Origin of the sequence: Sphingomonas trueperi (genome assembly GCF_040545665.1) — a bacterium.
Taxonomy (GTDB): domain Bacteria; phylum Pseudomonadota; class Alphaproteobacteria; order Sphingomonadales; family Sphingomonadaceae; genus Sphingomonas; species Sphingomonas trueperi_B.
In genome coordinates, this window is record NZ_JBEPMH010000006.1 from 185,643 (window position 1) to 200,941 (window position 15,299).

Annotated in this window: 12 protein-coding genes; 8 read left to right on the forward strand and 4 right to left on the reverse strand. The window is 68.2% G+C overall.

Annotation, left to right across the window (positions count from 1 at the left end; genetic code table 11):
• Positions 1-9: 9 nt before the first annotated feature.
• The 3 genes from secE to ABIC65_RS18525 all read left to right on the forward strand — a co-directional run bounded on the left by secE (position 10) and on the right by ABIC65_RS18525 (position 3,279).
• Positions 10-207, forward strand: coding sequence for a preprotein translocase subunit SecE (gene secE, locus ABIC65_RS18515; RefSeq protein ID WP_121078387.1), 198 nt, complete (start codon positions 10-12; stop codon positions 205-207).
• 17 nt (positions 208-224) lie between these two features.
• Positions 225-764 (forward strand): transcription termination/antitermination protein NusG, encoded by a 540-nt coding sequence (gene nusG / locus ABIC65_RS18520; protein WP_121078389.1) that lies wholly within the window; start codon positions 225-227, stop codon positions 762-764.
• Between the two features lie 181 nt (positions 765-945).
• Entirely contained in the window at positions 946-3,279 is a 2,334-nt protein-coding gene (locus ABIC65_RS18525; RefSeq protein ID WP_354310665.1) for an ATP-binding protein, read from the forward strand.
• Positions 3,280-3,343: 64 nt separating this feature from the next.
• Here ABIC65_RS18525 and ABIC65_RS18530 read toward each other — a convergent pair whose 3' ends face one another.
• Positions 3,344-3,952 carry a general stress protein gene (locus ABIC65_RS18530; RefSeq protein ID WP_354310666.1) on the reverse strand — a complete coding sequence of 203 codons (609 nt, stop codon included), beginning with the start codon at positions 3,950-3,952 and terminating at the stop codon, positions 3,344-3,346.
• A gap of 27 nt (positions 3,953-3,979) precedes the next feature.
• Positions 3,980-4,291, reverse strand: coding sequence for a hypothetical protein (locus ABIC65_RS18535; RefSeq protein ID WP_354310667.1), 312 nt, complete (start codon positions 4,289-4,291; stop codon positions 3,980-3,982).
• 169 nt (positions 4,292-4,460) lie between these two features.
• Here ABIC65_RS18535 and ABIC65_RS18540 point away from each other — a divergent pair, with 169 nt between their 5' ends.
• From ABIC65_RS18540 to ABIC65_RS18555, 4 genes are all read left to right on the forward strand, one after another.
• Positions 4,461-5,534 carry an AI-2E family transporter gene (locus ABIC65_RS18540; RefSeq protein WP_354310669.1) on the forward strand — a complete coding sequence of 358 codons (1,074 nt, stop codon included), beginning with the start codon at positions 4,461-4,463 and terminating at the stop codon, positions 5,532-5,534.
• Positions 5,535-5,809: 275 nt separating this feature from the next.
• Positions 5,810-6,241, forward strand: a complete 432-nt coding sequence (gene rplK, locus ABIC65_RS18545; RefSeq protein WP_093297642.1) for a 50S ribosomal protein L11 — start codon at positions 5,810-5,812, stop codon at positions 6,239-6,241.
• A 4-nt stretch (positions 6,242-6,245) separates the two neighbouring features.
• Complete coding sequence (gene rplA / locus ABIC65_RS18550; protein WP_064313917.1) at positions 6,246-6,938, forward strand: 50S ribosomal protein L1; 693 nt, start codon at positions 6,246-6,248, stop codon at positions 6,936-6,938.
• 431 nt (positions 6,939-7,369) lie between these two features.
• Positions 7,370-10,012 (forward strand): TonB-dependent receptor, encoded by a 2,643-nt coding sequence (locus ABIC65_RS18555; RefSeq protein WP_354310670.1) that lies wholly within the window; start codon positions 7,370-7,372, stop codon positions 10,010-10,012.
• A gap of 484 nt (positions 10,013-10,496) precedes the next feature.
• Here ABIC65_RS18555 and ABIC65_RS18560 read toward each other — a convergent pair whose 3' ends face one another.
• Both ABIC65_RS18560 and ABIC65_RS18565 read right to left on the reverse strand, forming a co-directional pair.
• Positions 10,497-12,275 carry a hypothetical protein gene (locus ABIC65_RS18560; RefSeq protein WP_354310672.1) on the reverse strand — a complete coding sequence of 593 codons (1,779 nt, stop codon included), beginning with the start codon at positions 12,273-12,275 and terminating at the stop codon, positions 10,497-10,499.
• Positions 12,272-13,963, reverse strand: a complete 1,692-nt coding sequence (locus ABIC65_RS18565) for an Hsp70 family protein (RefSeq protein WP_354310673.1) — start codon at positions 13,961-13,963, stop codon at positions 12,272-12,274. Before ABIC65_RS18565 ends, ABIC65_RS18560 begins: the two co-directional genes overlap by 4 nt.
• A gap of 329 nt (positions 13,964-14,292) precedes the next feature.
• On the opposite strand from ABIC65_RS18565, the gene ABIC65_RS18570 reads away from it, so the two are divergent.
• Entirely contained in the window at positions 14,293-14,772 is a 480-nt protein-coding gene (locus ABIC65_RS18570) for a Plug domain-containing protein (RefSeq protein ID WP_354310674.1), read from the forward strand.
• The last annotated feature ends 527 nt before the right edge of the window (positions 14,773-15,299 follow it).

The following is a 15,299-nucleotide window of genomic DNA, read 5'->3' on the forward strand; positions in this document are numbered from 1 at the left end:
ATAGCCCCAGTGGCGAAGACAAGCCCCGTCGAATTCATCAAGCAGGTCCAGACCGAGACCCGCAAGATCGCCTGGCCCACCCGCCGCGAGACGATCATGACCGGCGTGATGGTGATGATCATGACGACGCTGCTCGGCAGCTTCTTCCTCGGCATCGATTCGCTGTTCGACATGATCGTCAACGCCCTCCTCCGCCTCGCGCAGTAAGAGAAAGACCAACACCCATGTCGCGCTGGTACATCATTCACGCCTATTCCGGTTTCGAGGGCAAGGTCCGCGACCAGATCCTGGCCGACGCCACCCGCCTGGGCCTCGATCGCCTCGTCGAGTCCGTCGAGGTGCCGACCGAGACGGTGACCGAAGTGCGCCGCGGCAAGAAGATCCAGTCCGAGCGGAAGTTCTTCCCGGGCTACGTGCTCGCCAAGCTCGAGATGAACGACGACGTCTACCACCTGGTGAAGAACACGCCGAAGGTGACCGGCTTCCTCGGCAGCTCGGGCAAGCCCCAGCCGATCAGCGAGGCGGAAGCCGCGCGCATCCTCAACACCAAGGAAGAAGCGGCCACCGCAGCGCCCAAGGCCAAGCTGAAGGTCGATTTCGACATCGGCGACACGGTCAAGGTGATCAGCGGCAACTTCGCCACCTTCTCGGGCGTGGTCGAGGAACTCGACTACGACAAGAACCGCGTGAAGGTCTCGATCTCGATCTTCGGCCGCGCGACTCCGCTGGAGCTGGGCTTCGAGGACGTCGAACGGGTCAAGTAAGCCGGCCGATCGGCCGCTGCTGCCAAGACAGGAAAGGCCGGGGCGCGATCCCCGGCCTTTTTCGTTTCGCCTCCGTAGTTTGGCGGACTGACGCGTCTTGCGGCAACGTTCCTATAATGCTGGAGGCGCGCCTTCCGCGCCCAGGGGAACGATGCGAGCAGGCGCAATCACAGCCGGTACCATGTTGCTGATCGCAGCGCCTGCCGCCGCGCAGGCGCCGCTGGCGGAGCAGCAGCTCGCGCGCGCCATCGACCGGATGTTCGCCGATCCCCGGGCCGCGCTCGCCGCCGCCCGCGCGGCCGAGAGCGCCGCGAACAACGCTCCCGCGCCGAGCCCCCTCGCCGCCAAGGCCCGCTGGCTCGAAGGCGAGGCGCTGTCGCGGCTCGACCGCGACGCCGAGGCCGAGCCGCTGATCGCGCGCGCGCTCGCGGAGGCGCGCACCCGCTGGCCGAATAGCCGCCTCCACGCCGATCTGCTGATGACCTGGGCAGGCATCCAGCAGAATCGCAACCATGCCGCCGTCGCGCTCGACGCCTTCCAGCAGGCGCACAACCTGTTCCGCAGCCTGCACGAGCCACGCAAGCAGGCCATCGCGCTGGTGATGATCGCTGGCCTGTATAATCGCGCGCGCGACAACGAAGCCGCACTGCGCTATTTTGCCGCCGCACTCGACGCCGATTCCGGCGATCGCAACCTGCGCATGTCGATCTTCAACAATCGCGGCAATGCGCTGCTCGATCTGGATCGCCCCGCGGAGGCCAGACGCGAGTATCAGCAGGCGCTGGCGCTTGCCGACGCATCGGGCGAGCAGGGGCTCAGGGTGCCGGTCCTCAACAACCTGGCCCGCACCGCCCTGCGGCAGGGCAGGCTGGCTGCCGCGCAGCGCTACAGCGACGCCGCCTTCGCCGCGAGCCCGGGACACAGCTCCGAATATGACGGCAACCTCCATGCGCTGCGCGGAGAGATCGCGCTGAAACGCGGCGCGGTGGACGACGCGGTCGCCGATATCGACACGGCCTTCGCGCATATCGCCGATCCGAGCGGACCGGCCTGGCGCGAGGTGCACCAGGCCGCGGTGGACATCTACACCCGCGCCGGCCGCCCCGCCGACGCGCTGGCGCACCTCAAGGTACTGAAGCGCATCGACGATGAAGTCACCAAGGTCGCGACGGACACCAACGCCGCGCTGCTCGCCGCGCGGTTCGATGCGACCAACCAGCAGCTCCGCATCGAGAAGCTGCGCACCAGCGAAGCCAACCAGCGCACCCGCTTCGCCCGCGATCGCGCGTGGTTCCAGCTGCTGCTGGTCGGCGGCCTGCTGTTCGTCGCGGTCGGCGGCGCCGCGCTGCTCGCCTTTGCGCTGTTCCAAATCCATCGCAGCCGCCGCGACCTGGCCGCCAGCAATGCGCAGCTGGGCAAGGCCCTTGCGGCGAAGCGCGAGTTCCTCGCCACCACCAGCCACGAGTTCCGCACCCCGCTGAACGGCATCCTTGGGATGAGCCAGGTGCTGCTCTCGGACGACACGCTCGGCGACGATGCGCGCGGACGCGTCGCGGCGTTGCAGGATGCGGGCAAGGCGATGCAGACGCTGGTCGACGACGTGCTCGATATGGCCTCGCTCGACAGCGGGGAGATCGCGCTCGAACAGTCCCCGTTCGGCCTGCGCGCGCTGATCGAGGATGTCGGACGCCGCTGGGCGGCCGAAGCGGCGCAGCAGGGCCTCGCGTTCACGCTGGACTGCGCCGAGTGCCCGGCGACGCGGATCGGCGACGCGCGCCGGGTCGGGCAGATCCTCCACCACCTCCTTTCCAACGCGGTGAAGTTCACCCCCGAGGGCGGCGTCACGCTGAGCGCCTGCCCCGCAGCGGACGGCGGCGTCGAGATCCTGGTCGCGGATACCGGCATCGGTATCGCCGCCGGCCAGCAGCCGCATATCTTCCGCAAATTCTACCAGGTGGATGGCGGCACCACGCGCGCCTATGGCGGGATCGGCGTCGGGCTGGCGCTCGCCGAGCGGTTCGCCACCGCGATGGGGGGCAGGCTCACGGTCGACAGCGCCCCCGGTGCCGGTGCCCGCTTCCGCCTGCACTTGCCCGAAGGCCTCCCGGTCCCGGCGCCCGAAATCGAACCGGCCGCCTTCCCCTCCGGTCCGCAGCTGTTGCTTGTCGAAGCCAACCCGCTGGCGCGCGGCGTGCTGCTGCACGCGCTGCTCCAGGCCGGGTTCGCGGTGGATGCCGTGGCCACGGAGGCTGCGGCACGCGAACGCGTCGACCAGGGAGGAATCGATCTGCTGCTGGTCGGTGCGGATGCGGCGCCGGGCGGCCTCGCCGCGCTGCTTGGCGCGGGATCGGCCCGCGGCGTCCCCGCGGTCGTGCTGGTCGAGCCCGACAACGCGCTCGACAGCGCAGCCATCGAGACGATGGGTGCGACGCTGGTGCTGGCGAAGCCGATCGCGACCGGCAGCCTCGTCGAGCGGCTGCGGGGTCTGTGCCAGCGGACCGACATCGCAGCGTGACAACAACGGCCGTGGCGGGTGGAGCCGGAGCAGTCGCCCCGGCTCCGGTCCCCCGTTTCGCGCCTCAGAGCACCGTCGGCTCGCGATAGGCGCTGCGTTCGCGCTCGATCTCGTCACGAGTATAGGCCGGCGCCTTGTCGTCGAACGCGGTCCAGCCCGACTGGCGATAGGCCGCGCCGCGCGTCGCCGCATCGACACCGCGACGGTTGAGCACCGCCTCGGCTTCGGGCGCCAGCGAGTCCTCGACGCGCGCGCTCACCAGCGTGCCGCCGCGGCGGACGCCTTCGGAATAGACATGCGCGTCCTCCTCGCTCTCGCCGGCATTCTTGAGCGCACCGACGATGCCGCCGGTGGCCGCGCCGCCGACGCCGCCGATCGCGGCACCCACTGCGGTCGAGGCGAGCCAGCCGGCCGCCACGATCGGCCCCAGGCCCGGGATCGCCAGCAGGCCGAGGCCCGCGAGCAGGCCGCCGACACCGCCCAGCGCCGCGCCGGTCGAGGCGCCGCGCGTCACGTCGCCATGCGCGTTGACGTCGCTCACGTCATGGTCGCCATGCGTGTTGTTGGCGACGATGCTGAGATCGCTGTGCGGCACGCCGAGGCGCTCGAGGTCGGTCACCGCGGCCTTGGCATCGGAATAATCGTCGAACAGACGGGTAATGGTCCGGCTCATGGCATTTCTCCTGCAGAATTCGTGGGGTTAGCGCGCGGTGATGTTGCCCTTGTAGTCGAGCGTCACGGTCACCTTCTTGCCGTTCTTCATCGCCATGCCCTGCCAGGCGCCGTTCTCGGTGCCCTTCAGGCCCGCGATGTCGGTATAGCCCGCCTTGGCGAGCCGGCCCTTGGCCTGGCTTTCGGTGAAGGAGCTGTGGCCCTTTGCGGGCGTCGCGACATGGTGCGCGGTGCCGTCCTTGACGACCGGGTTGTGCGAGCCCGACTGGCCGCTGCTCTGCGCAGCCGCCCCCGTCGTCGCGAGCCCAAGCGCCGCGACGGCCATGATGATGCGTTTCATGCCCATTCTCTCCAATACTGATGTCCACGCGTGCCGAACCCTCCCGGCCGAGTGGAGATTTGCTAAACGGGTGAGGGACTTGATTGGTTCATCGGCGCCGATCACGGTCCACCGCTTGCCAGCGCCGCCGCGCCTCGCCACTGTCCCGCCGAACACCCAGGGGACTTTCATGCAGCACACCACCAGAGCCCAGACGCGAGCGCGCGTCGTGCTCGCCGCCGTCATCGCCGCTGCCGCCTTGTGGATCGGCATGGCGTTCGTGCCCGCGATCCTGTGGGCGGGCGTGCTCGCGATCGGGGTCGAGCCGCTGCGGGTGTGGCTGATCGCCCGCCTGCCCCGCCCCACGCTGGTCGCGGCGCTGCTCACCTTGGGCGTGCTGCTGATCGTGTTGATCCCGCTGTCGATCGCGATCAGCCAGGCGCTGGTCGAGGCGCAGTCGGTCGCCGGCTGGATCGCCGATGCCCGCGCGCACGGCGTGCCGCTGCCCGACTGGGTCGCGCGCCTGCCCTGGGGCCGCGAGCAGGTCACCGCCTGGTGGAGCCTCCACCTCGCCACCCCCGAAGCTGCCGCCGCCGAGTTCGGCCGGCTCGACCAGTCGCTGTGGCGCAGCCATTCGCAGGCCTTCACCCACAGCCTGATCCGCCGCGTGGTGGTGTTCGGCTTCACCCTGGTCGTGCTGTTCTTCCTGCTGCGCGACCGCGACAACATCGTCCGCCAGCTCGAGCGCGGCGCGACCCGCGCGTTCGGCGACGCGGGCGATCGGCTCGGCCGCCAGATCTTCGCGGCGGTGCGTGGCGCGGTAGACGGCATGGTGCTGCTGGGGCTGGCGCAGGGCATCCTGATGGCGATCCTGTTCGTGATCGGCGGCGTGCCGCACCCGATCCTGCTCGGACTGTTCTCGGGGCTGGCCTCGATCATCCCGTTCGGGCTGGCGGTAGTGCTGGTGCTGGCGCTGCTGCTGCTGCTCGCCAAGGGCGCGGTGATGGCGGCGATCATCGTCGGCGCGATCGGCTATGCGCTCAACTTCGTGATCGACCATTTCCTGCGCCCGAGCCTGATCGGCGGAACGACGCGCCTGCCGTTCGTCTGGGTGCTGATCGGCATCCTCGGCGGCGTGGAGACGATCGGCCTGCTCGGGCTGTTCGTCGGCCCGGCGGTGATGGCGGCGCTGGTGCTGCTGTGGCGGGAGTGGGTGGCCGAGGGCGATATTGGCGGCGCCGAGGCCGGGCATACGGTGCCGTGAAACAATCCTCCCCTGCAAGGGGAGGTGGCAGGCCGAAGGCCTGACGGAGGGGTGTCAGCGGTGGAAAAGCGGGTGCCCGCCCCCACCGGCTACACCCCTCCGTCGCGCTGCGCGCGCCACCTCCCCTTGCAGGGGAGGATCTTCGGGTTACGGCAACCCTTGCCTCCCGCCCCCCTTTCCGCTAAGGCCGCGCGCTTCCAAGCACACAGCTCGGGAACCATGCGGGAGGCGGCCTCTGGTCGTCGCTTGTACCGCTCGACTTGAAAGAGAGTGACATGGCTAAGAAGATTACCGGCTATATCAAGCTGCAGGTGGCCGCCGGCGCCGCAAACCCCTCGCCGCCGATCGGCCCTGCTTTGGGTCAGCGCGGCGTGAACATCATGGAATTCTGCAAGGCGTTCAACGCCGCGACCGGTGACGTCGAGAAGGGCACCCCCCTTCCCACCGTCATCACCGTCTATGCGGACCGTAGCTTCTCGTTCGAGACCAAGACGCCCCCGGCGACCTATCTGCTCAAGAAGGCGATCAACCTGAAGTCGGGCTCGAAGGAGCCGGGCAAGGCTGTCGCGGGCAAGATCAAGCGTTCGCAGCTGTCGGAAATCGCCCAGGTCAAGATGAAGGACCTGAACGCGAACGACATCGAAGCCGCGACGAAGATCATCGAAGGTTCGGCCCGCGCGATGGGCCTCGAAGTGGTGGAGGGCTGATTCCATGGCAAAGCTGACCAAGAAGCAGAAGACCTGGACCGTCGACCCCGTGAAGCTGCACGGCGTGGATGAGGCGATCGCGCTGGTGAAGCAGTATGCGACCGCCAAGTTCGACGAGTCGATCGAAGTCGCGCTGAACCTCGGCGTCGATCCGCGCCACGCCGACCAGATGGTCCGCGGCGTCGTGACGCTCCCGGCCGGCACCGGCAAGACCGTGCGCGTGGGCGTGTTCGCCCGCGGCGCCAAGGCCGAGGAAGCCCTGGCCGCCGGCGCAGACGTCGTCGGCGCCGAAGACCTGATGGAAGCCATCCAGGGCGGCAAGATCGACTTCGATCGCTGCATCGCCACCCCGGACATGATGGGCCTGGTCGGCCGTCTCGGTAAGGTGCTGGGTCCGAAGGGCCTGATGCCGAACCCGAAGCTCGGCACCGTGACCATGAACGTCGCCGAAGCGGTGAAGGCCGCCAAGGGCGGTCAGGTGGAATACCGCGTCGAAAAGGCCGGCATCATCCACTCGGGCATCGGCAAGGTGAGCTTCTCGAACGAAGACCTGCGCCGCAACTTCGACGCGCTGGTCGACGCGGTCGTCAAGGCCAAGCCGGCGGGCGCCAAGGGCAAGTACCTCCAGAAGGTCGCCCTGTCCTCGTCGATGGGCCCGGGCGTGAAGGTCGACACGGCGGAAGTCGCCGCGGCCTGATCCTTCGGGAACCAAGCAAACGAAAAGGGCCGGGCAGCGATCCCCGGCCCTTTTTGCATGCAAAGCCCTCTCCCGCCTGCGGGAGAGGGTTGGGTGAGGGTGACAAGGGTGAGTGCGGCGGATCACGCCTCCTCGCCCCCCAGCCGTCATCCCGGCGAAAGCCGGAATCCATTGGGGTCACCGGCACGGCGCTTGCTGAATCGGAGTGGCGAATGGATCCCGGCTTCCGCCGGGATGACGCGAGAAGGGAGCGGAGTGGCCCCGCCACACCCGGTACAAACGGTTTCGAGCTTAACACAGCACCGTAATGCCCCGGTAACAAAACCCCGCTGCCGTTTCACCGCATTGCAATCAAACCGACACGGCGCCGTTCCGACTCCTCGTTAGGGGCGCTCCCACAAGACCAATAAGGGTCCAGGGAGAATCCAGTCATGCAACCCCATTCCGCGCTGCTTCGCGCGACCTCGGCGCTCGCCCTCACGCTGGCGACGCTCGCCCCCGCCTATGCCCAGACGACCCCGCCGCAGGACGACGCGTCCGGCGCCGACGAGATCGTCGTCAACGGCAGCTATGCGCGCAGCCTCGCCGCCGCGACCGAAGCCAAGCGCCGCGCCGAATATGGCGTGGATTCGATCAGCTCGACCGACATCGGCAAGTTCCCCACCCAGAACGTCGCGGAAGCGCTCCAGCTCGTCACCGGCGTGGCGATCACGCGGCCGCGCGGTGAGGGCCTGTACGTCTCGGTGCGCGGCCTCGGCCCCCAGTTCCAGAGCACGCTGCTCAACGGCCGCCCGGTCGCGCTCAACGACCTGATCGAGAATGGCGGCGCCAACGGCCGCCAGTTCCGCTTCGAGATGCTGCCCGCCGAGTTCGTCGCCAATATCGACGTGGTGAAGACGCCGACCTCGGACATGACCGAGGGCGCGCTGGGCGGCAATATCGACGTGCGCACCTTCCGCCCGTTCGACGTGGGCAACAAGGTCACCGCCAATCTGCGCGGCACCTACACCTCGCAGACCAAGAAGGTGAAGCCCAACGCCACGCTGATCGGCAGCCACACCTTCGGCGACACCTTCGGCATTCTGGTCGGCGCGCAGTACTGGGGCAAGTCGGTCCGCAACGACCGCTTCATGAACTTCGGCTGGAACCTCGACAAGTTCACCAAGCCCGCCCAGGGCGGCCTGCAGTCGGGCCTCTACACCCCCACCCGCACCCGCCCGACGATCGAGACCGAGGACCGCAAGCGCATCTCGGGCCTGGTCTCCGCCCAGTGGCGCCCGACCCCCGAGCTGGAGACCACGCTGGACGTGCTCGCGACCCGGCTCGACGTCGCCTATGACGAGTTCGGCCTCGACATCTATCCGGACGACACCAGCGTCGCCGGCCACACGCCCACGATCGTCCCCGGCTCGGTCAAGCTCCAGGGCAACACGGTGGTGGGCGCGACGATCAACGACGTCCGCTTCATGGCCAGCCGCGAATACAGCCTCAATCGCCACGACCTGCTGACCATCGGCCTCAAGCAGACCTGGAACCATGATCGCTTCCACGTGACGGCGAACCTCAACTGGTCGTCGGCGCACAGCTTCCACCCGAGCAATGCCGAGGGCACCGTGCGCAGCCGCGCCATGTTCTTCGCGCCGTTCACCTATGACGCCTCGGGCGGCTACAAGGTGCTGCCGACGATCACCACCACGGTCGATCCCAACAACCCGGCCAACTACCAGCTCTACACCTTCAACATCGCGCCGAAGAACAGCAAGGATTGGGACAAGTTCGCCCGCCTCGACGGCGCCTATGACGTCGGCGGCTTCCTCCGCAAGGTGGCGGTCGGCGCCGAATATCACTGGCGCAAGCGCGACTACTGGCGCCGCGACTTCACCGTGAACCCGCCTGCGGGCACCCCGCTCAGCTCGCTCGGCGCCGGCGCCTATCAGCCGCTGCCCTATGACGACTTCCTCAAGAACGTCGACGGCAACCTGCCGCGCACCTGGCTCGCCCCGGTGACTTCGGCCTATTACAACGCCTTCTTCACCAGCGCCGTCGCCAACGCCCCGCTGACGCCGAGCGACCAGGCCGCCTCGTTCAAGACGACCGAGAAGACCGCCTCGGCCTATGCCCGGCTCGATTACGGCACGATGCTCGGCAGCGTGGACATCCTCGGCAATGTCGGCATCCGCTATGTCCATACCGACCAGAACGCGACGGGCTTCCTGCGCGCCGGCAACGTCATCACCCCGGCGGCCTTCCCGAAGACGTTCAACGACTGGCTGCCGAGCTTCAACCTCAAGGCCGAGCTGACCAAGACGCTCGTCGCCCGCTTCGCCGCGAGCCGGGTGCTCACGCGGCCCAACGTGACCGACAGCGCGCCGCGCATCACCCTGTCGACCGACGCGCCGACCGCGAGCGGCGGCAACCCGCAGCTCCTCCCCTTCCTCGCCACCCAGTTCGACGGCGCGCTGGAATGGTATTTCAACCCGCGCGGCGCGCTGACCGGCGCGGTGTTCTACAAGGCGATGGACAACTACATCACCGCGCAGAACATCAACACCGAGATCCCCGGCCGCGGCACGGTGCTGCTCTCCACCCAGGTCAATGGCGGCAACGCCAAGGTCTACGGCGTCGAGGCGGGCTACAACCAGGTGTTCACCTTCCTCCCCGCGCCGTTCGACGGGCTGGGCATGCAGGCGAGCTACACCCACACCTCGGTCAAGGCCAACTACACCGCGGGCGCGCGCCCGATCGTCGACCAGCTGATCGGCCTGTCGAAGAACAGCTTCAACGTCGTCGGCTTCTACGAGAAGGGCCCGATCTCGACGCGGCTCTCCTATGTGTGGCGCGACCGGTATCTCTCGGGCACCGGCAGCACCACCCAGGCGCCGAGCTACACCGCGCCGTTCGGCACGCTCGACGGCAGCATCGGCTACAAGCTGCTGCCGAACGTCCAGCTGAGCGTCGAGGCGATCAATATCTCGGGCGCCAAGCTCTACACGTACAACGACGCGTCGAACCGCTTCGGCGAGATCAACTATTGGGGCCGCACCATCCTGTTCGGGGTGCGCGCCGAGTTCTGATCGAGCACGCGATCCGAGAAAAGCGAAAGGGCCGGGAGCGATCCCGGCCCTTTTTGTGTCGGGGTACCTTTGCGAGATACACCGACCGTCGGAAACTGGGTGGGAAGTGAGCACACGCTCCCGTCATGAAAACGGAATTTAGACGGCCCCAGATCATGCGAGGGGTTTGGCGACGAACTCCCGGGCGGTATCGCGGAGCATCGCCGGTCCGTCGGCGAGGTAGCGCGGCATTGGTGTCTCCCTCTCCCGCTTGCGGGAGAGGGCCGGGGTGAGGGTGAGTCGGGCAAAGGAGCGGGCCGCATTCGCCCCACACACCCTCACCCTTCCGCCGCCTGGCGGCGGCTCCCTCCCTCTCCCGCAGGCGGGAGAGGGAAAGCACGCACGGTTCACGCGGCAACCATTTCTCTTCCCTCCGACGCGCCGAAGGTGGACGAAGGGGTAACGTCCGCAAATGGGCGACACCGGACGAAGCGCATGCCGCCCCTCACCCCCCGAACATCCCCCGCAGCAGCTGCACCCCCAGCTTGTCGCGGCGCACCAGCGCAGCGTCGATCAGCGCGATCCGCGAGTTGCAGATCGCGGGCTGCGGCCCCTCGCGCTGCAACGCCTGGTCGAACGCCGCGCGGTCTAGCCGGGCGCGGGCCATCGCATCCTCCAGCAGGGCCGGGGGAATGGTGTAGCGGCCGGTGTCCTTCACATCGTCGGCGGGCGGCATGCCGGTGCGGATCGCGCGGGCGAGCAGGCCGTAGCGGCGGTCGTGCAGATCGCTCGGCCCCGCACCGCTGTTGCCGCCCTCGATAAGGGCGACACATTCCTCGGGCGCGGCGCGCTCGGCCCAGCGGAGGCGGGCCTCGTAATAGGCCGCGTAGTCGAGCACCAGTTTCTCGTCGCCGTCGCGCAGCACCCGCGTCATCAGCTTGGACAGGATGCCGCCGACCCTTTCCGCCAGCGTCTCGAACGCCAGATGCGTATCGCTGCCGCGCTGCGCCTGCGCAGCCCGCCACTCGCCCAGCAGCCGGTCATAAAGCCGCGGATTGACCCTCAGCAGTTCGGCACGGCTCAGCGCGCCGTTGGTGAACCGGTCGAGCAACAGATCGAGATCATCATCGAAGTAAATCAGATTGGGCTTGTACTTGGCCAGCGTATCCCCGGCCCGACCGGCCGAGGTGTAACGGCGATGCCGTGAGGAGGTACCGTCGTCGGTGATGCCCAGAATGATCGCGCCCAGGAAGAAGAACAGGAGCAGGATCGGGCCGATCCCCGCCATGGTCGCGCGGCCGGCCTGCTCGACCGGCTTGGAGAACACGGCCTTGCGCCGGACATTGTAGAGATAGCCGATCGGGAATACGGCCTCGCTCTGGTGCTGGATGCAGTCGCGCCACCAGTCGACGGAAGCTGCGTTCAGCCCGGTGACGACCGTCGGGTGATAGGTCTGCAGATAGCCGAGCACATATTCGACCTGCGCCCCGGCCACCCAGCCGTCGATCCAGCCGCCCAGCCCCTGCGGCCGCGGCAGCCGCAGCCGACGCAGGAAGCGATACAGCCGCTGGTTCTGGGTACGCAGTTCGATCTCGAAATAGCGGTCCTTGGCGCGCTGGAGGATCCAGATCAGCGCCTGCGGGCGGTGCAGTTCGGTGTCGGGCGCGTCCCATCCGAAATAGGCGATCGCGGGTTCGACCATCGGGTCGCTGCGCGGCGTGCCCCGGACGATCGTGTCGATGAAGAAGCGCTCGACATGCGCGGCATGGTCGAGATTCTGCATGGCCGGATCGGCGAGCACCCGCTCGACCAGCGCGGTCATCTCCGCCTGGGAAATCCGGCGCGTGCGATCGAACACCATCGCGTATAGCGCCTGCAGCGCTTCGAAATCGGCTTCCTGCCGCAGGTCGAGCGGCGGTGCTGGCGGCGCCGCAGCCGCCGCGGCATCGCTATGCGCCGCGCGTATGGCCTCTTCGGACGGCTCCAGCGCCGGCGGCACGCCCTCGGGCGGCGCGGCAGCCGGGCTTTCCGCACCTTCTTGTGCAAAGAAGGGCACCCGCACGATTTCGTCTGCCGCCAGCACGAACACCGGCGTGGGCGATGCGGCGGCCTCGGCATGCAGCTCGGCCAGCCGCATCGCCCAGTCGCGCGCCTGGCGCAGCGCGGTGAAGCCCGCCACGTCGCTGTCCGGATCGATCGCCTTCAGCAGCTGCGCATAGGCCCTGCGGACCGCCTTCACGTCGCCGGTCGGTTCGATCCCCAGCGTTTCCCAGGGGCTACTCACAGGTAGCGCTCCCCTTCCAGCGCATCCAGCCGCGCGGTGATCATCGCCGTCGCCTCGGCGATCGCACGGGGATCCTGGGTCGCGAGCACACCTTCGAAATGGGCGAGCAATTGCCCGATGGCGGCGCGCTGGTCGCCCAGAAACGCTTCGTAGCAGCGCTCGGCGCGGGCGATCAGCGCCTGGTTCACCGCCTGGTCGCGCGGGTGGATCTTCAGCGCCGCGAGCGCGCTGCGGCGCGCTTCCGCTTCGCCCGCATCCATTCCCTCGTCGGCGATGACGATCTGCCGGGTCTCGCCGGTCTCGGGCACCACCACGTCGACCTCGAGCAATCCGCTCACATCATAGGTGAAGCGGCAGTCGACTTCGACTTCGCCGGCGCCGCGCGGGGGCACCGGGATCTCGACATCGCCGAGCTTGATGTTGCCCGCCACCATACGCGCTTCGCCCTGATAGATGCAGAACTTCACGAAGCACTGCTGGGCATGAACCGTCTGGAAGCGATGGACGCGGCTGGCGGGCAGCACGGTGTTGCGCTCCAGGATCGGCGCGAACCGCCCGCCGTGGAGCCCGCCATTCGCATCGCGCGCCATCGTCTCGACGCCCAGGCTGAACGGGCAGACGTCGGTGAGCCGGATCTCGTCCAGATCCGCCTTGCGCGCGCGCAGGCCCGCCTGCACCCCGGCGCCCAGCGCGATGGCATGGTCGGGATGGACATTGGCGTTGGGGAAGCGCGCGAACATCCGCGTCACCGCCTTGCGGACGATCGGCATCCGCGTGGCACCGCCGACCAGCACGATCTCGCTCATCGCATCGGCGTGCAGCTTGCTGTCGCGCATCGCGCGGAGCACCGGCTCGCGCAGCCGGTCGAGCAGCGGCGCGGCGGCCGCCTCGAACTGCTCGGCGGTGATCGTGGTCGACAGCAGCTCATCCTTCCAGACGACCTCGAAGGTCGCAGCCTCGGCCTCGCTCAGCGCGCGGCGGGTGCGCTCGGCGGCGGCGCGCGCCTGTTCGCGCAGCTTGGGCTGGCCGGGTCCCAGCGGCAGGCGCAGCCGCTCCCTGGCGATGCCGACGATCACCTCGTTGAAATCCTCGCCGCCCAGCCGGTTGTCGCCGGCCGAGGCGCGCACCTCGATCACCCCGTCGAAGATCTCGACGATCGACACGTCGAAGGTGCCGCCGCCCAGATCGAAGACCAGGAAGGGATCGCGGTCCTCGCGGTCGGCGATGCCGTACGCGAGCGCGGCGGCGGTCGGTTCGTTGACCAGCCGCTCCACCTTCAGGCCGGCAAGCTCGCCGGCGCGGCGCGTCGCCTTGCGCTGGCGGTCGCTGAAATAGGCGGGCACGGTGATCACCGCGCTGGTCACTTCCTCGCCGCAATGGCGCTCGGCATCGGCCTTGAGGCTCTTCAGCACCAGCGCCGAGACTTCCTCGGCGGTGAACGACGTGCCGCCGAGCTGGATCGGCTTCTGCGTGCCGATCAGCCGCTTGAACGCGGTGGCGGTGCGTTCGGGATAGACCGGCTGGCGATCGCGCGCCGCGCGGCCGACGAGCACCTCGCCGTCGTCGGTCAGGCTCACCGCCGAGGGCGTCAGGAACTCGCCCAGGCTGTTCGGGATCAGCTCGGGCCCGCCATCCCCCCAGCGCGCGATGGCGCTGTTGGTCGTGCCAAGATCGATACCTACAATCACGAAATCCCCCGCGTCACCCCCGCCGAACGAACGTATTCTAGAGCGATTTCGAGGCAAGAACCGAAATCTGGCGCCGCTATCTCGACACGTTGGTTAACCGCGTCGGGTCCACGCGTGCCCTCCCCCGCGGCGGACCGACGGCCCCGCCCGCCGCGCTGGAGCCTCGCAAAATTAACCACGAAATCAAAAACATGGCGCGCATCCCCCTAGCGCATGTCCGGACTATGTCCGAAAGGGCGCAGTTACTCGCCGCGCCTATCCCCCGGCGACAGGGCGATGTTCAGGGTCGTTGCCCCCCCTAAACCAACCACAAAGGGGTCGCACTTCCCATGATGCTCGGCGGATCGCTCGCCGTGCTCGCCACGCCCGCCTTCGTCGGCACCGCGCCTGCCAACGCTGACAACTCCCCGGCCGCCAAGCCCGCCGAGCAGCAGGCGCCCGCTCCTGCGCCCAAGAAGGAAAGCTTCTCGACCGGCGTCGCCAAGGCGCGCGACCTGCTCGACAGCGCGATCTCGACCAGCTCGCTCGACGAAGACGATGTGCTCAAGCTCTCCCCGCTCTCGGTCTCCGACCTGCTGCGCGACCTGCCCGGCGTGCGCTCGGATGCCTCGCAGGGCGAAGGCTATGGCAATATCTCGATCCGCGGCCTGCCGATCGCCTCGACCGGCAGCAAGTTCGTCCAGCTGCAGGAAGACGGCCTGCCCGTCCTCGAATTCGGCGACATCGCCTTCGCCAGCGCCGACACCTTCATCCGCTTCGATGCGGCGGTTCGGCGTCGACCTTCGCGTCCAACTCGCCCGGCGGCGTGATCAACTGCCTGTCGAAGACCGGCCTCAACGCCGGCGGCACCGTGCAGACCACGCTGGGCCTCGACAACCGCTCCTACCGGCTCGACTTCGATTATGGCGCGCCGATCTCGGACACGCTGCGCTTCAACGTCGGCGGCTTCTATCGCCGCGGCCAGGGCCCGCGCAGCATCGGCTATGACGGCCAGGACGGCGGCCAGATCAAGCTCAACATCACCAAGACCTTCACCGGGGGCTATGTCCGCTTCTACGGCAAGTATCTGAACGACCGCACGCCCACCTACGGCTTCGTGCCGATGAAAGTCACGGATACATCGTCCAGGGTCGCACCCTGGCCGGGCGGACGGTGTTCGCCAGCGCCCGCCTCAACTTCTGAGCGCCGCAACGCCAGACAAGCGGATCGGGTGCACACCCGATCACAAGGGCCGGGAGCGATCCCGGCCTTTTCTTGTGGCGCGCATGCCTTTCTCGCGCCGCTTGCTACAGCTGCAACGCGTACGAAGTCGCTTTGCAACGCAGCCCGCCCACAG